This is a genomic window from Acinetobacter sp. 778_lipA (assembly GCF_058242985.1).
Genome location: NZ_JBZAYT010000001.1, coordinates 4,337,238 through 4,351,282 on the forward strand (window position 1 = coordinate 4,337,238; position 14,045 = coordinate 4,351,282).

The 14,045-nt window shown below is 38.0% G+C and carries 15 protein-coding genes and 2 pseudogenes; 12 read left to right on the forward strand and 5 right to left on the reverse strand.

The features are described from left to right. The first annotated feature begins 189 nt into the window (after positions 1 to 189). From AC4CUY_RS20540 to AC4CUY_RS20590, 11 genes are all read left to right on the forward strand, one after another. Positions 190 to 345: a hypothetical protein gene (locus AC4CUY_RS20540; protein WP_336953833.1), complete on the forward strand. Its 156-nt coding sequence runs from the start codon at positions 190 to 192 to the stop codon at positions 343 to 345. 269 nt (positions 346 to 614) lie between these two features. After that, complete coding sequence (locus AC4CUY_RS20545; protein ID WP_336953834.1) at positions 615 to 1,016, forward strand: RcnB family protein; 402 nt, start codon at positions 615 to 617, stop codon at positions 1,014 to 1,016. Between the two features lie 209 nt (positions 1,017 to 1,225). Further along, on the forward strand, positions 1,226 to 1,522 hold the full coding sequence (locus tag AC4CUY_RS20550) for an RcnB family protein (RefSeq protein ID WP_336953835.1): 297 nt from the start codon (positions 1,226 to 1,228) through the stop codon (positions 1,520 to 1,522). Positions 1,523 to 1,714: 192 nt separating this feature from the next. Then, a complete protein-coding gene (locus AC4CUY_RS20555; protein ID WP_336953836.1) occupies positions 1,715 to 2,077 on the forward strand; it encodes an RcnB family protein in 363 nt (120 codons plus the stop codon). A gap of 714 nt (positions 2,078 to 2,791) precedes the next feature. Continuing rightward, positions 2,792 to 4,147, forward strand: a complete 1,356-nt coding sequence (gene argA, locus AC4CUY_RS20560) for an amino-acid N-acetyltransferase (RefSeq protein WP_336953837.1) — start codon at positions 2,792 to 2,794, stop codon at positions 4,145 to 4,147. Between the two features lie 335 nt (positions 4,148 to 4,482). Continuing rightward, complete coding sequence (locus AC4CUY_RS20565) at positions 4,483 to 5,442, forward strand: sulfonate ABC transporter substrate-binding protein (protein ID WP_336953838.1); 960 nt, start codon at positions 4,483 to 4,485, stop codon at positions 5,440 to 5,442. Between the two features lie 94 nt (positions 5,443 to 5,536). Continuing rightward, a complete protein-coding gene (locus AC4CUY_RS20570; RefSeq protein WP_336953860.1) occupies positions 5,537 to 6,469 on the forward strand; it encodes a sulfonate ABC transporter substrate-binding protein in 933 nt (310 codons plus the stop codon). 22 nt (positions 6,470 to 6,491) lie between these two features. Continuing rightward, a complete protein-coding gene (gene ssuD, locus AC4CUY_RS20575) occupies positions 6,492 to 7,661 on the forward strand; it encodes an FMNH2-dependent alkanesulfonate monooxygenase (protein ID WP_336953839.1) in 1,170 nt (389 codons plus the stop codon). Then, entirely contained in the window at positions 7,658 to 8,479 is an 822-nt protein-coding gene (gene ssuC / locus AC4CUY_RS20580; protein ID WP_336953840.1) for an aliphatic sulfonate ABC transporter permease SsuC, read from the forward strand. Before ssuD ends, ssuC begins: the two co-directional genes overlap by 4 nt. Positions 8,480 to 8,488: 9 nt before the next feature. Continuing rightward, positions 8,489 to 9,286 (forward strand): ATP-binding cassette domain-containing protein, encoded by a 798-nt coding sequence (locus tag AC4CUY_RS20585; RefSeq protein WP_336953841.1) that lies wholly within the window; start codon positions 8,489 to 8,491, stop codon positions 9,284 to 9,286. A 487-nt stretch (positions 9,287 to 9,773) separates the two neighbouring features. Continuing rightward, positions 9,774 to 10,388, forward strand: coding sequence for a TetR/AcrR family transcriptional regulator (locus tag AC4CUY_RS20590; protein WP_016539535.1), 615 nt, complete (start codon positions 9,774 to 9,776; stop codon positions 10,386 to 10,388). A gap of 103 nt (positions 10,389 to 10,491) precedes the next feature. Here the strand turns inward: AC4CUY_RS20590 and AC4CUY_RS20595 are convergent, their stop codons facing one another. Beyond that, the gene (locus tag AC4CUY_RS20595; RefSeq protein WP_490774626.1) at positions 10,492 to 11,058 is read right to left on the reverse strand and encodes a 5'-methylthioadenosine/S-adenosylhomocysteine nucleosidase family protein; all 567 of its coding nucleotides are present in this window, start codon (positions 11,056 to 11,058) and stop codon (positions 10,492 to 10,494) included. Positions 11,059 to 11,217: 159 nt separating this feature from the next. On the opposite strand from AC4CUY_RS20595, the gene AC4CUY_RS20600 reads away from it, so the two are divergent. After that, on the forward strand, positions 11,218 to 11,760 hold the full coding sequence (locus AC4CUY_RS20600; protein ID WP_336953843.1) for an NADPH-dependent FMN reductase: 543 nt from the start codon (positions 11,218 to 11,220) through the stop codon (positions 11,758 to 11,760). 226 nt (positions 11,761 to 11,986) lie between these two features. On the opposite strand, the gene AC4CUY_RS20605 is transcribed toward AC4CUY_RS20600, so the two are convergent. From AC4CUY_RS20605 to tagF, 4 genes and pseudogenes are all read right to left on the reverse strand, one after another. After that, positions 11,987 to 12,253, reverse strand: a complete 267-nt coding sequence (locus tag AC4CUY_RS20605) for a PAAR domain-containing protein (RefSeq protein WP_004723549.1) — start codon at positions 12,251 to 12,253, stop codon at positions 11,987 to 11,989. A gap of 37 nt (positions 12,254 to 12,290) precedes the next feature. Further along, positions 12,291 to 13,055 carry an OmpA family protein gene (locus tag AC4CUY_RS20610; RefSeq protein ID WP_419328489.1) on the reverse strand — a complete coding sequence of 255 codons (765 nt, stop codon included), beginning with the start codon at positions 13,053 to 13,055 and terminating at the stop codon, positions 12,291 to 12,293. A 4-nt stretch (positions 13,056 to 13,059) separates the two neighbouring features. Further along, positions 13,060 to 13,551: pseudogene (locus AC4CUY_RS20615) on the reverse strand (type VI secretion system-associated protein TagF); the annotation flags it as partial. Between the two features lie 71 nt (positions 13,552 to 13,622). Beyond that, positions 13,623 to 14,019 (reverse strand): annotated as a pseudogene (gene tagF, locus AC4CUY_RS20620) (type VI secretion system-associated protein TagF); the annotation flags it as partial. Positions 14,020 to 14,045 lie beyond the last annotated feature (26 nt).

The following is a 14,045-nucleotide window of genomic DNA, read 5'->3' on the forward strand; positions in this document are numbered from 1 at the left end:
AGTGTGGAGAAAATCATAAGAGATCTTCCATTTAAACTATTGATCATAGAGTCAAACTAAAAATATTATAAAGACTTATATTAAAATCGTTTTACCCAATAAAAACTATAATTTTATTCAGTTTCTTAAATAACAAGGATTCTTCTATAGTGTTACTCAAGTTAAACAGATCAATTTGAGGCGTTTTTTATGAAAGATTTAAAACATAAAGTGGAGATGATTCGCTCTATCGAACAATTACAGCTCCCAAATCATTTTATTCAGGCCTTAGATGATGCGCATCAAGCAAAAGATATTATCAAAGCAATCAATTGCTTAAAGGAGATGAATCAGCAGTGGTCTTAATCTTTCATGCTGAATTTATAGCGGAGTCATCTCTCTAAGTATATTTTCATAAATATTTACATTTTTTAGTTACCTATTCCGCTTAAAAAAATTTGCTGCAATGCATTACAGGCCAAAGCTTTGCAATAATCCTTTTCACTTTTATATAAATATGTTTTTATTATGTCTGTCATTTTAAATGAAAAACTGAACTTTCTTCACAGTTTCTCTGCAATTTAGCAGTACATTAGTGAGGTCAAAATAAACATATTGAATAAGCGAGGACGATTATGAAAAAGATTTTAGCGATCATCGCCATCTCTTTATCAACACTGTTGACGGCTCAGATCAGCAGTGCAGGTCCTCATTTTGACGATGACAATGGTTTTGATCGTGGCAAAAGCGAACGTGGAGATCGTGGACGCAATCATCGTGATCGTGGTAATGATGATGACAACATTCAAGAACAACGTCGTGAACGTGAAGAACGTGGCGTAAAACGTTTGCAACAGCACAAATGGCAAATGGGTTATGTAATGCCACAGCATTATCGTGGTAATAGTTACAAAGTTGATTATAAAGACGAAAACCTTCCAAAGCCTTCGCGTAATCAACAGTGGTATAAGATTAACAATGACTATATCTTGGTCGATTCAGATAATAATAATATTGTGAATATCCGAGGGATGTAGTTTTTTAAATATTTTGCTTTCATAGGCTCAAACACCTTTTTTGTTTGAGCTTTTTTTTGCCTAAATTTCAGTTTTTACACTCTGTTTTTAAAAAACTCTAGAAACCTCCATAAAATTGACAATCGAATGATATTTCTCCATTTTTTATCTTAACTTAAATTGTAGTTTGAATGATCGGATAAACTATCCGTCTTAAAAGGTCGAATCAAATGAGAAAGGTTATAAGCGCAATCACACTATCACTCAGTGCCTTAGTTACAACTTCGGTAATGGCCAACTGGGATCATGGGCGTGATCATCGTCCTGCTACATCACATGAAAAATTTGAATGGCGAGAGGGTGTAATTTTACCTGATCGTTATCAGGACAATCGATATTACGTGAATGATTATCGGACATACAAAAATCTGCATCAACCTGCTAAATTTGAACGTTGGTATAAAGTAGATGGCCGTTATGTACTGGTCAATGAACGCAACCATCATATTATTCGTGTCATTCGATAATATCTAAACTGCTAGATTTACAGCCCAAATTCATTTTTGGGCTTTTTTAATTGTGAAAAGAAAATGCCAATATGTCTCTTCATCAAGTCTTCATACATTTCACAATTCACCTAAACCATGCTCACTGTTTATCTCAAATGATTGAGTAATTTGATTACATCAAAGGACAAAAGTTCAATTCAGGTGTATCAAATGAAAAATATCTTAACCACACTAGCTTTATCAATGAGTGCTTTTATTGCAACATCGGCGATCGCTGCACCCCATGATTATCATCGAAATGATAACCAGCGCTATCAACAAAACCATTGGGATCATAAATATGACAATCGTTGGAATAAAAACAATCATTATGACAACCGCGTAAATTCGAATCAACGCTGGCGCTCAGGGCAGTACTTCCCGACTCAATTCAATTCTTCGCGCTATCATGTCAATTATAAAAACTACCGCCAGTTACCTAAACCTGGAAGATATCAGCAATGGTACAAAGTGAATGGTGACTATGTGCTCGTAAATGAGCGAAATAATCGTATTATTCGCGTGATTGATTAATGGCTATATTTTAAGTTTCAAACCCAAGTTAGCTTGGGTTTTTTCATATTTTGAGAATCTGCTTAAAACCTAATTGATTCAACAAATAAATAAAACACATACTTTCATTTATATCTCCATAGTTTCTCTATATTTTACGATTAGATTTAATGTGAAGGCATTAATTATTGAGTGAAATAGAAAAGCCAAATATCATCAGTAAATTGTTCAAAATGAAAGATTAGAATGTGTAATTTCGATGAACAGCAATCGTTAAAATATCTGGCTTTTAACTCAATATTCCAAAGTGAATCGTAAAATTAATATACCCTTTCGCACTCGTCCTCCCACGTTCGAGTGCTTTTTTTATTCAATAGCGTCTGTTGACATTTCATAAATGGCTTGTGTAGTCGAATATAATCGAGCATGAGACATAAACGTCATAAAACATGAAACTTGAGATCATTTTAGCTACAACCTGAGCAAGAACAAAGCATTGCTTTGTTTGCAGCGCGCAAGGCACAGCAATGGGGACTAGCGTTTTTTGCCGTGACGACGTTACATTGCGAAAGATGTTTCTCATCATTTAGAATAACTATATTTCGTATTTCGTGCGTTGTTTCACCTAAAAAGTCGCATAGTCGCAAACATAGACGAATTGTTAGCAGACTCTATTATTCTTACGCTATTTTTGTTTAGAATCGCGGTATAGCAATCATCAATACTGAGATAGGCATGCAAACCGACAGTTTAGAAACAATACAAAGCACAACACAAGAATACGTGCATTGGTTTCGTCACTCTGCACCCTATATCAATGCTCATCGTGGTAAAACCTTTGTATTGATGTTTGGTGGTGAAGCTGTTGAACACGAAAATTTTCAGCATATTATTCATGATATTGCCCTGCTCCATTCATTGGGCATACGACTGATTTTGGTCCACGGCGCACGCCCGCAAATTACTGCCAATTTGCTTCACAATAAAATTCAAAGTCCTATTCATATCAATCGTCGTGTTACTACACGTGAATCATTGCCTTGTGTCATGAGCGCTGTGGGTTCTATTCGTCTACAAATCGAAGCACTACTATCTATGGGGCTTGCTAATTCACCCATGTTTGGCGCACGCATTGATGTGGTCTCAGGTAATTTTGTCACAGCAAAGCCATATGGTATTCGTGATGGTGTCGATTTCCAGCTCACTGGCGAAGTACGCACAATTGATACTGAAGCCATTCAACGCCATTTAGGTAATCAAAATATTGTATTACTGGGACCCACAGGATATTCCACTACAGGTGAAGTATTTAACTTGCTTGCAGAAGAGGTGGCGACAAAAACAGCCATTCATATCAAAGCTGATAAATTGATTTTTTTAGGAAATCAACAAGGCTTAATGGATGAGTATGCGCAATTGAAACGTGAAATTACTCCACTTCAACTCGATAAACATATTGAAAAATATCAAGATTCAAATTTTGAAATCGCCTTACATTTGCACAATGCAAAAGAAGCATCGCTAAAAGGTGTAAATCGCGTTCATCTACTTTCCTACAGCGATGATGGTGCCTTGATCAAAGAGCTCTTCACCCGTGATGGGCATGGCACTATGATCACTGATGCACATTATGAAGAAGTTCGTATGGCAAATATTGGTGATGTCGGTGGCTTGATTAATTTATTACGCCCTTTGGAAGATGAAGGAATTTTAGTGTATCGTTCACGCGAACGTTTAGAAAATGAAATCGAGAAATTTGCCGTCATTGAGCGAGATGGAACCATTCTCGCATGTGCTGCACTCTACCCGATTCCTTCAACAGAAAATGAAGTCAAATCAGCTGAAATTGCCTGTGTAGCCGTACATCCAAGCTATCGTAAATCTAATCGTGGTAGCCAAATTCTGCATTTTTTAGAAGAAAATGCACGTCAAATGGGTATTCAGCAACTGTTTGTTTTAACCACGCGAACCGCACACTGGTTCTTAGAGCATGGTTTTGAAATGGCAAATGTTGATGATTTACCTGAGGCTCGCCAAGCGCTATATAACTATCAACGTAATTCAATGGTCTTTAAAAAATCAATTGCTTAAAATTGATCAAAATGATTATTTTAAACAAATTATCACATTTGCTTCTAAGCTTATCTCAATAGATTCCATCCACCAGAGTATTTTCTTATTCTTGAGGATGGAATCTATATATGGCGATTGAATAACACAAATAACATCATAATTTTCAAATTCTTATAATATTATATTTTTATAGAATATCAGCTTTATATTTCTCATTTACAGATAACCTTAGCAATTTATTGTTTATCTATTTTTTTCATTAGTAATCACTAAAAATTTATTTTTTTGAAAATACAAAGCCTTTTAAGCTGATGCTCATGCCTTTTTTAGACTTTATAGGAGCATCGTGACTCATGGCGAGCTTATTTCAACCTTCGTGGAAAAAAATCACCCTTGTTAGTGTTAGCCTTGCCACCATCATGATGCTTAGTGGATGCTCAAAACCACAAGAAACCACAACTTTAAATATCGGTTTCCAAAAATATGGGGTATTGCCCATCATCAAAGCACGTGGTGACTTAGATAAAGCCTTAAAAGAGAAAGGGGTAAACGTTAAATGGGTTGAATTCCCTGCTGGGCCACAACTTCTAGAAGGTTTAAATGTTGGTAGTGTCGCCTTTGGTGAATCTGGGGAAGCACCGCCTATTTTCGCCCAAGCTGCAAACTCAAATCTGGTCTATGTTGCTAATCAACCTGCTGCGCCCTTGGCTGAAGCCTTAATTGTGCCGAAAGATTCAGCCATTCGATCGGTCCAAGATTTAAAAGGTAAGCGTGTAGTTTTGAATAAAGGTTCAAATGTACATTATCTTTTACTCAAAGTTTTGGAAGCAAATCATTTAAAACTTGATGATATTCAAGTGGTCTATCTACCACCAGCTGATGCCCGTGCCGCTTTTGAAAAAGGTGCAGTAGATGCTTGGGTGATTTGGGATCCGTTCTTTGCTGCTGCAGAAAAGCAACTCAATGCAAAAGTCCTTGCGACAGGTCAAAACTTGGTGAATAACCATCAATTCTATTTGGCTGATCGTAAGTTCGCTGAACAACATCCCGATGTTTTAAAAATTGTGGTCAATGAACTGAATACAACAACGCAGTGGGTGTCTCAACATCAAACTGATGCGGCAAAACTCTTAGAAAAACCGACAGGCTTACCGCTTGATATTTTGAATACCTCAATTTCTCGTATGGGTTTTGGTGTCACTCCAATTTCTAACGATGTGGTCAAGAAGCAGCAAGATGTCGCAGATGCTTTTTATCAACAAAAACTTATTCCCAATAAAATCAATATTCAAGCAGCTGTTTTAGCAAACTAATTTCGCCAACAGCTCCGCTAAAGAGGACATCAATATGACCCAGCAAATCGCGCAACAAAACACATCATCATGGTTCAATGCAACGACTCATGCCATGACCACTATGTTGATCTGTAGCGCAATGCTGGGTTCAGCCTCTGTGTGGGCAATCGATCCAACGGTAAAAGAATTACGTATCGGCTTTCAAAAAAGTTCTATTAATTTTGCAATCGCCAAACAACAGAAATTGTATGAGAAAGAATTCCCAAATGCCAAAATCACTTGGAATGAATTCCCTGCAGGTCCTCAAATTTTAGAAGCCCTTGCTGTAGGTTCTCTGGATATTGGTGTCACTGGTGATACCCCACCAGTATATGCCCAAGCCGCGAATAAACCGCTGTACTACATTGCCTATGAAGCAGCCAAGCCATTGGCTTCGGCAATTTTAGTGCCTAAAGATTCAAAAATCACCAAACTCAATGAATTGAAAGGTAAACGCATTGCGTTGCAGAAAGGATCTAGTGCGCATTATTTACTGGTACAAGCTGTACGTAAAGCTGGTTTGCAATGGTCAGACATTCAACCGATTTGGTTAACCCCTGCTGATGCCCGTGCTGCATTTCAAAAAGGTGCTGTCGATGCTTGGGCAATTTGGGATCCATTCTTTGCATCTGCACAAGTAGAAGATCAGGCGCGTATCCTCGCCTCAGGACAGGGTTTAAGTCCGAATTATACCTTCTATTTGGCATCACCAGATTTTATAAAGAAATATCCTCAAGCAGTTAAAGGCATTATCCAGCAAATTAATACTGCTGATAAATGGGTACAAGCCAATCGTGTCGCAACAGCGCAAGCCATCGGACAAAGCACCGGTTTAAAACCAAAAGTTAGTCAAACTTTTATTGAGCGACGCCCAAGACCTTCTGGTGCAGCACCACTTTCAGCAAAAGTAATTGCAGATCAGCAACAGCTGGCCAATCGTTTTAGCGAACTCAAAATTATTCCAAACAGCATAGATATCAAACAAGCGGTTTGGACAGTGAAATAATATTTTTCTAAGGATGAATGAAATGAAAATCTTCTGGTTTATTCCTACTCACGGTGACAGTCGTTATTTAGGTACAAGCAAAGGTGCTCGCCAAGTTGACCATGCTTATATGAAACAAATTGCTGTAGCTGTGGATAATCTGGGCTATGAAGGTGTACTCATTCCCACGGGACGTTCATGTGAAGATCCATGGATTACTGCTGCGAGCTTGATTGATGCGACTAAAAATCTAAAATTCTTGGTTGCGTTACGTCCTGGCGTAACAACACCAGCGCTTGCAGCACGTATGGCTGCAACTTTTGATCGACTATCCAATGGTCGGGTTTTACTCAACCTCGTTACAGGCGGCGATGAGCAAGAATTGAAAGGTGATGGCGTATACGAAGACCATGCTTCACGTTATAAAACAGCAGCTGAATACACCACGATTTGGCGTGAAATTTTAAAACGCTCACATACGGGTGAATCATTTACCTTTCATGGCGAACGTTTAAGTGTAGACGATGCTAAGTTACTTTATCCACCCATTCAAGCGCCTTACCCACCACTTTGGTTTGGTGGATCTTCTGAAGATGCGATTGAATTAGCTGCTGAGCAAGTTGATACTTATTTAACTTGGGGCGAACCACCTGCTGCAGTAAAAGAAAAAATTGCAGTGGTGAAAGCCAAAGCCGAGACTAAAGGTCGTCAACTTAATTATGGTATTCGTTTACATGTCATTGTTCGTGAGACCAATGAGCAAGCATGGCAAGCTGCCAATGAACTAATTCAATATGTAGATGATGCGACGATTGCAGCTGCACAGAAAAAATTTAAACAAATGGATTCTGTCGGGCAACGCCGTATGGCTGAGCTACATAATGGTGATCGTAGTAAGCTTGAAGTATCACCAAATCTTTGGGCAGGGGTCGGACTAGTTCGTGGTGGTGCGGGTACTGCTTTAGTCGGTGATCCTCAGACTATTGCAGATCGCATTCAAGAATATGCCGATTTAGGCATCAATACCTTTATTTTCTCAGGCTACCCACATTTGGAAGAATCCATTCGCTTTGCTGAACTGGTATTCCCATTACTGCCTTTGGAAACACGTAAGAAACTCACACAACCTAATTTGACTGGACCATTTGGTGAAATCGTAGCCAACAACTACACACCTGAAGAAAATAAAAAACCGTTACAGGAGCCTGCATGAATGCCATAATTAAAAATGCTGCTCCAACCAAAAGCAACGCAGTTTCACGTGGAACTAAACAAATCGGGCAGCGTTTACTGCCTTGGTTTGTGCCGATTTTACTGATAGTCATATGGCAAATTGCCTCTAAAACGGGGCTACTTGAAAGCCGTGTTTTACCTGCACCGACAGCGGTAGTCTCTGCATTTTGGACACTTTTAGTCAGCGGTGAGCTTTGGCAACATGTCAAAGTTAGTGCTGGTCGTGCGCTACTTGGCCTCTTCGTTGGTGGTGGGCTCGGCTTATTTTTAGGACTACTTAATGGTTCATCAAAAGTGGCATCCAATTTACTGGATACCACCTTGCAAATGATCCGAAATATTCCAGCATTGGCCCTGATTCCATTGGTTATTTTATGGTTTGGAATTGATGAGTCTGCAAAACTATTTTTAGTGGCTGTCGGTGTCTTTTTCCCGATTTATATCAATACCTATCACGGAATTCGCTCAGTTGATCCTCAATTGATTGAAATGGGAAAAAGCTATGGATTAAGCAGATGGCAACTTTATAAAGAAATTATTTTACCGGGCGCAATGCCTTCAATTTTAGTGGGTTTACGCTTTTCACTGGGGTTGGTTTGGGTACTACTGATTGTGGCAGAAACAATTTCCGCACAATCTGGAATTGGTTATATGACCATGAATGCGCGTGAATTTTTACAAACAGATATCGTGCTGGTGGGTATCTTGCTGTATGCCCTTTTAGGCAAACTTGCAGATGTATTTGCACAATTTCTAGAAAAATACCTATTGCGTTGGCACGCAGGTTATCAAAAATAGGAGTCTGATATGACCGATTTAAGCATTAGCCAATATGCCAATGACTTGGTGGCAACAACCGAGATTGTTGAGGAAGAACAAGCAAAAATTGGTGCAGAAATTTCGATAGAACAACTGCATAAATATTATGGTGAAGTTAAAGTTCTTGAGGACTTAGATTTAAACATTGAAGCTGGTGAATTTGTTGCAATTGTGGGACGTAGTGGTTGTGGTAAAAGTACCCTACTGCGTTTAATTGCCGATTTAGAACAACCCAGTTATGGTGAAATCAAATTTAAATCTTTATTAAATTTCCGTGAAGGGATCATTGCAGATGATATTCGGGTGATGTTCCAAGATCCACGCTTATTGCCATGGAAAAGTATTCTAAAAAATGTGCAATTGGGTCTAGCCAAAAACCAATTTTCTAAGGCTGAGCAATTATTAGAAAAGGTGGGATTAAAGGAGAAATCTGGACTTTGGCCATCACAGCTTTCTGGTGGACAACGTCAACGAACGGCGCTTGCTCGTGCTTTGTCACATACACCGCGGGTCTTATTACTGGATGAACCTTTAGGTGCTTTAGATGCATTAACAAGACTAGAGATGCAGAGTTTGATTGAAAAATTATGGTTAGAACAAGGTTTTACCACCATTCTTGTTACTCATGATGTCAGTGAAGCTGTTCAACTCGCAGATCGTATTATTCTTTTGGATAAAGGTCATATTGCCCAACAGTTTCAAGTCGATTTGCCTCGTCCGCGTCAAAAAGGGGTGGCATTTGCAGAACTCGAACAACAAGTTCTCAGCGCTGTGCTTGCAACATGAACAACAACGCAAGGTATTGCATCAAAATATTTTTGCCCTTGCAGATTTACCTTGCGCGACATGTTCCTGATCTTGAATAATTAAATTTTTAGATTTGGATGTTTAGATCGCATAGAAAATGTTCGCTGTCATAAACATGTTAAAGTTTTTAACTGTTTCTATTGATTAAAAATAATTTGAATATTTTAAAGCAAGCGCATTTTCTTAAATGAAAATTAAATAATGCTATTTAAGATTATTTAATTTTTAAATTAACCTTATACTAAAAAATGTCACAAAATTTAAATATTAAGTCATAATTGACATAATTTTAATATAAGATTTGCTCCAGTTTAGTGCAAAATTATATAATAGGGATCTACGATCGACTTAATAATAAAACTTCATCATTATTTATCAGAAATATACCAAAATAATGCTGCTTTCTGTGCACAAATCAAACATTTTACCGTACAATTTAATAATCAGTTTTTCGATTAAAGATGCGATGGAACAAAAAAAGAGTGCTCAAAAACGCCAGCAGCTGCTCAATGCTGCACTAGATGTATTTTCTGTCTATGGTTTCAATGGCGCAAGTCTAGATGAAATCGCTCAGTTAGCAGATATGCATAAATCCAATATTTTCTACTACTATGAAAATAAAGAAGCCTTATATGTTGAAGTGCTAACGACAGTTATGCAGAAATGGTTAGCACCGTTGCAATCGCTTGAGTCAGAATTGGAACCGACAGAAGCATTGTCGCATTACATCATGACCAAAATCGAAATTTCTAGAACTCAGCCAAAAGCTTCAAAGCTTTTCGCGTTAGAAGTGATTCAAGGTGCACCACATATTTTACCGATCCTAAAAGGCCCGCTTAAAAAGCTCTTTAAACGCAAAGCCAAAGTTATTTTAAACTGGCAGGCGCAAGGTAAAATATCAGATCAAATCGATGCTGAATTGTTGATTATTAATATTTGGGCACTGACCCAAAATTATGCAGACTTTAGCACTCAAATCGAAATGGTTACTGGTAAAACTTTGCGTAATAAAAGTATGTGTCAACGCGCAATTGAACATACCATCCATATGACTTTATATGGTGTGTTACCGCGCAATTAATCATCCAATAGACATATTGGTTATTTTGGCAAACGGCCATAGAGTTCTATGGTCGCCAAGACTCAAATTTAAACTTTTTCTATTATTCACACAAACTAAGTCTTTAATAAATAGACTGATATAGTTTTAACAACTTTTGTGCACCCAATAATAAATTATCTTTCCAATCTAAATGTGCTGTGTCATTTGCACCGTCAGTAATATATTTAATCGAAACCAACCGCACATCTAGTTTTTTACAGACTTTAGCTAATGCGTAGCCTTCCATATCGACTAGATTACAGGTCACTTTGGGTTTTCCTGTTTCAAAACTATCACCTGTACCACAAACACCCTGTGCTAAATGTGGAAAATACGATTCTAAATGAATTTCGCTTGGCAAATACTCATCCATTGGTGTAACCCCCACATCAAAACCGAGTGGAGAAACATCCATATCGCGTTGCACAAAAGTTTTTACTTCAATCAACTCATGAGCATTAAAGAAAGAACTACCGGCACTCCCTAAGTTTAATATGGTTTTACAGCCAGTTTTCTGAATGACATCAAATGCAGTATAGGCCGCGTTGATCTTGCCAATCCCACTATAGTGGACGGTGATACCTGCTTGCTCAAACAACCCTTTAGATTCATTGGGTAAAGCCATAATCAATGCAATATCGTCTTTCATATATATTCAGAATTAAAAATTTTTCTTATTAAAATTGAAATTCAAATCCTGATCAATCTTATTGTTAACTCAAAATTTTAAAATCATATACAAATCACTACTGTACCTATAACTTCGATTGCTCATAATGTTTTAATAGAAAAATAGAGATGAAAATAAATGAATATCCAAATTATCGTGGGCAGTATTCGAGATGGCCGTGTTGCGATCAAAGTCGCAGAATGGTTACTTAAAGAAATCCAAAAACTCGACTTTAGTACCCTCAATGTTGAAATTGTAGATTTAAAAGAATGGGATTTGCCTTTCTTTGCTGGGAAAAACTCACCCGCCTCAGGAATCTATGATCAGCCCAAACAGCAAGAATGGGCAAAAAAAGTTGCTTCTGGCGATGCCTTTATTTTCATTACACCAGAGTACAATCATGGCTATAGTCCTGTACTGAAAAATGCCATCGACTTCGTTTATAAAGAATGGCAGCGCAAACCTTCGGCTTTTGTCAGCTATGGTGGTACCAACGGTTCACGTTCAATTGATCAAATCAAACAAGTCTGCGCTTTTATTGGTATGATTGACTCCAATGCAGTTATTGAACTGCGAGATATTGGGCAACGTGGTAAGAGTGAAACCTTTGAGGGGAATGAGTTTGATAATAAAGCAGTCAAGTCTGTGGTAAACAAACTCATCCAATATGCCAATGTCTAAAATCACATTGTACGCTTTAGCTTACATCACTTGCATGCATTGACGGCTAGGTAAGTTTAAGCAAATACCCTATTCTACTGACATAGGGAACAGGAAGTTTCCCAGACGTAAAACAATAATAATCGGTCTGTACATCAGGAAGTGAGGTAGAACAGGAGTTTACCTAGCGAACCAATATGAAAAAGCCCCGTCAGGATGATGGGGCTTTTTTTATACTTTAAACAATTTAATTTTGCCCAACTGTTAATGACTGATCACCAATACATTTACATCCGCAAGATAAAGGTGAATTATGCTGCGCAGCGGGCTTTCCCATCACCAACATATGATTATCACCTGCAACAATGCTGGCGACACACTTGTGTTTGGGACAAGTCGCCTTATCGCCTACACATGCAATCGCTTTACCATCAATCAGAAAAGAAGACTGAGCAGAAATAATTTTTCCCCCACCTGTCGTGGGTGATCCTAATGTGATATATGGAAGTGCCATAGTGCCTACCTTTTATTGTTTTGTTATTGAATAAAATTTATAAAACATCGAACTCAATACGGCGATTCTTTCTACGACCCTCATCCGTTGCATTATCAGCAACAGGTTTGGTTGAACCCAGACCTGCTGTGCTTAAACGAGTCGGTGCAATGCCTTTCGTAGTTAAATACTGCTTCACCGCTTCAGCACGTTGCAAACTCAAATCCTGATTCTTCTGTGGATTACCTTGGCTGTCAGTATGACCCACAATTTTAACATTTTTACCTTGCACTTTATTTAATGCAACCACCATCTCGTCTAAGATTTGTGTACCTGTTGGGGTAAGTACGGCTTTGCCAGATTCAAACTCAATAATTCGATTTTTTAGTGCATTATCAATCACAGATTGCTCAGCAGCATTCACTGAAATTTGAGAATTAAATCGATAAGGTGGCTGAACTAAGGATTGGAATAAACTGGTGGTTGGCTGAATATCAGTTTGTACACCCATTTTTCCAACCAATTCAACTTGAGTACCTCGTACAGAGAGCTTACCTTGGCTAATCTTCTTTAGATCTGGGGTAATCACACGTGTAACCGAATCACTCCATCCATTTGGTGCGGATACGGCTCGAATTTGGATTTTATCTACAACCTGATCATCACCATAAACCGCTTTTAATTTCGCCAAGATTGCTTGTTTGGTCATGTCATTCGGCACAGCACCTTCAACCACAATCGGTGCAGCAAACACATTGAATGAACAAAATAAGCTAGAAATAAGCGCAAATTTTTTCAATATTTTGACTTGTTTATTTTTCATATCATTATTCATCTATAAATGTTTGTCTAAAAAGTTTCATGCCTTGAACCAGACTCAATTGACGTTCGCATAAAGACTGTTCAAGCGCTGCTAGACCTGCATTCTGTTCCAAATAGGCATCAATCCATAGTGGTTTGACCAAAGATACCCAATGATCATTTTGCATATTTTGAGTGAAAATATTACTTAAAGCCGTGATATCTGCCCCTTGGAATCCAAATAATAAAATTGGAGACTCTTGGTGAAGAATACCAATCAAGATCTCTGTATTACTTTTTTCTAAAAAGCGTCCGATTAAGTTGACCCAAAACGCGGCAATTTCATAGCAATAATTATGATTATTAATTGGTAAAATAAGTACCTTAGATAACTTACTGGTACCGTGTTTAAGCACAGGCTGAAGTAACAAGCCCAAGCCCAGCATACTTTGCGCCAACTCATAAGGCGTGATCTTCATCATTTGCGCAAATGAATGCATGGTATGATTTTCAAAAAAGTCCTGCGTTTTTAATTCAGGCAAGACCTGTATTTCATGATCAATTTCACCCAGCTTATTGATCAATACTTCAGGATCACGAATGGTTCGGATGCTTCGATTTTTTTGAAATAAATCAATCAATACCGGTTTATATTTAAACGGCGCATAGAGTAAGTTTTGAAAAGGATGATCAACTTCTAATAACTGACTTAAGACCATTGGAAATTGACGACCAGAACTGTCTTCACTGGTCACCATATTTGCCGCAAGAAACATTCTTTCCTTAGGGTTTGCGATAAAGAAGTCTAAAGGCGCTAATGATTCATAAGCTTGATTAAAATTTTCTTCTCGCATTGCAAGCTCTAAAGCTTCCGTAATCCATTGATCAATCACTTGAATCAATGAATATTGCCCTTTTGTTTTCAGAAAATCACCACGTGCGGGACATTTTCCATAATACAACGGTGTAGACTTTATCGTTTGCATACTTTAATCCCTCGCGTCAAATCGTT

Excerpts from the sequence above, each read along its gene's own strand:
- AC4CUY_RS20595 (WP_490774626.1), bottom strand. The coding sequence starts at position 11,058 with ATGAAAGACGATATTGCATTGATTATGGCTTTACCCAATGAATCTAAA.
- argA (WP_336953837.1), top strand. The coding sequence starts at position 2,792 with ATGCAAACCGACAGTTTAGAAACAATACAAAGCACAACACAAGAATAC.
- AC4CUY_RS20605 (WP_004723549.1), bottom strand. The coding sequence starts at position 12,253 with ATGGCACTTCCATATATCACATTAGGATCACCCACGACAGGTGGGGGA.
- AC4CUY_RS20545 (WP_336953834.1), top strand. The coding sequence starts at position 615 with ATGAAAAAGATTTTAGCGATCATCGCCATCTCTTTATCAACACTGTTG.
- AC4CUY_RS20610 (WP_419328489.1), bottom strand. The coding sequence starts at position 13,055 with ATGAAAAATAAACAAGTCAAAATATTGAAAAAATTTGCGCTTATTTCT.
- AC4CUY_RS20550 (WP_336953835.1), top strand. The coding sequence starts at position 1,226 with ATGAGAAAGGTTATAAGCGCAATCACACTATCACTCAGTGCCTTAGTT.
- AC4CUY_RS20555 (WP_336953836.1), top strand. The coding sequence starts at position 1,715 with ATGAAAAATATCTTAACCACACTAGCTTTATCAATGAGTGCTTTTATT.
- ssuD (WP_336953839.1), top strand. The coding sequence starts at position 6,492 with ATGAAAATCTTCTGGTTTATTCCTACTCACGGTGACAGTCGTTATTTA.
- AC4CUY_RS20590 (WP_016539535.1), top strand. The coding sequence starts at position 9,774 with ATGGAACAAAAAAAGAGTGCTCAAAAACGCCAGCAGCTGCTCAATGCT.
- AC4CUY_RS20540 (WP_336953833.1), top strand. The coding sequence starts at position 190 with ATGAAAGATTTAAAACATAAAGTGGAGATGATTCGCTCTATCGAACAA.
- AC4CUY_RS20585 (WP_336953841.1), top strand. The coding sequence starts at position 8,489 with ATGACCGATTTAAGCATTAGCCAATATGCCAATGACTTGGTGGCAACA.
- AC4CUY_RS20565 (WP_336953838.1), top strand. The coding sequence starts at position 4,483 with ATGGCGAGCTTATTTCAACCTTCGTGGAAAAAAATCACCCTTGTTAGT.
- AC4CUY_RS20570 (WP_336953860.1), top strand. The coding sequence starts at position 5,537 with ATGACCACTATGTTGATCTGTAGCGCAATGCTGGGTTCAGCCTCTGTG.
- AC4CUY_RS20600 (WP_336953843.1), top strand. The coding sequence starts at position 11,218 with ATGAATATCCAAATTATCGTGGGCAGTATTCGAGATGGCCGTGTTGCG.
- ssuC (WP_336953840.1), top strand. The coding sequence starts at position 7,658 with ATGAATGCCATAATTAAAAATGCTGCTCCAACCAAAAGCAACGCAGTT.